This window comes from Arthrobacter sp. 08Y14 (assembly GCF_002929455.1).
Classification (GTDB): Bacteria; Actinomycetota; Actinomycetes; order Actinomycetales; family Micrococcaceae; genus Arthrobacter_B; species Arthrobacter_B sunyaminii.
The window spans coordinates 1-1678 of record NZ_PJIX01000008.1 but is presented as its reverse complement, the minus strand read 5'-3'; the positions used below and the strand labels follow the sequence as shown (position 1 = coordinate 1678).

Genomic DNA, 1678 nt, shown 5'->3' with positions numbered 1-1678 from the left:
CGGGTCGAAGTTAGAAACCCAATGTAACGAGGGTGGTATTCCAAGGTTGACTCCACCAGTACTGGCGTCCTGGTCTCATAGTCTCCCACCTATCCTCTACACGTTACACCAAATTTCAATATCAAGTTATAGTAAAGCTCCACGGGGTCTCCCCGTCTAGTTGCGGGTAACCGGCATCTTCACCGGTACTAAAATTTCACCGAGTCTGCAGCCGAGACAGCGAAGGGATCATTACACCTTTCGTGCGGGTCAGAATTTACCTGACAAGGAATTTCGCTACCTTAGGACCGTTATTGTTACGGCCGCCGTTCACCGGGGCTTCAATTCAAAGCTTCGCTTGTGCTGACTTCTCCTCTTAACCTTCCGGCACTGGGCAGGTGTCACCCCCTATACATCGTCTTGCGACTTAGCAGAGAGCTGTGTTTTTGTTAAACAGTTGCCCCTCCCTCTTCACTGCGGCTCATCAAAGATGAGCACTCCTTCTTCCGAAGTTACGGAGTTATTTTGCAGAGTTCCTTAGCTACAGTTATCTCGCTTGCCTTAGGATTTTCTCCTTGACCACGTGTGTTCGTTCTAGGTACAGGCAGTTAATTATTAATGTTAGAAGCTTTTCTTGGAAGCGTGGAGTCATATACTTCGTTACTAGGCGAACCGTTCACTCCCCATCACACTTCAACGTTAATACAACACGGATTTGCCAATGTTGCCGTCTTTGTGCTTAGCCCGGGACAACCAGCACCCGGGATATACTATCCTTCTCCGTCACTCCATCACTAATTAACTGGTACAGGAATATCAACCTGTTGTCCATCGACTACGCCTGTCGGCCTCGCCTTAGGTCCTGACTAACCCTGGGTGGACGAACCTTGCCCAGGAAACCTTGGTCAAACGGCATGGAAGATTCTCACTTCCAAACGTTACTCATGCCGGCATAATCACTTCCAAGCGCTCCACCAGTCCTTACGGTCTGACTTCATCACCCTTGGAACGCTCCCCTACCACTGTACTTGCGTACAATCCGTAGCTTCGGTGGTAAACTTAAGCCCCGGTACATTTTCGGCGCAGAATCACTCGACTAGTGAGCTGTTACGCACTCTTTAAATGATGGCTGCTTCTAAGCCAACATCCTAGCTGTCTGTGCAGTTCCACATCCTTACACACTTAGTTTACACTTAGGGACCTTAGCTGACGATCTGGGCTGTTTCCCTCACGAGCATGGACCTTATCACCCATGTTCTGACTGCTATGCACAAGTTATGGCATTCGGAGTTTAATTCTAATCAGTACCGCTAGGTGCAGCCATCATAGATTCAGTGCTCTACCTCCACAACAATTCACATAACGCTATCCTTAAAGATATATCGGGGAGAACTAGCTATCTCCGGGTTCGATTGGAATTTCACCGCTAGCCACAAGTCATCCAAAGTCTTTTCAACGAATACTGGTTCGGTCCTCCATTAGGTTTTACCCTAACTTCAACCTGCTCATGGCTAGATCACCCGGTTTCGTGTCTACTACTGCATACTAAACGCCCTATTAAGGCTCGCTTTCACTACGGCTCCATCTATATCGACTTAACCTCGCATGCAATAGTAACTCGCCGGCTCTTTCTACAAAAAGCACGGTATCACCCATTAACGGACTCTACCTTCTTGTAAGCATATGGTTTCAGGATCTC

General features: G+C 48.0%; 1 rRNA gene. It reads right to left on the bottom strand.

From position 1 onward, the window contains the following. Positions 1-1678, bottom strand: a 23S ribosomal RNA gene (locus CXR03_RS17670); the annotation flags it as partial.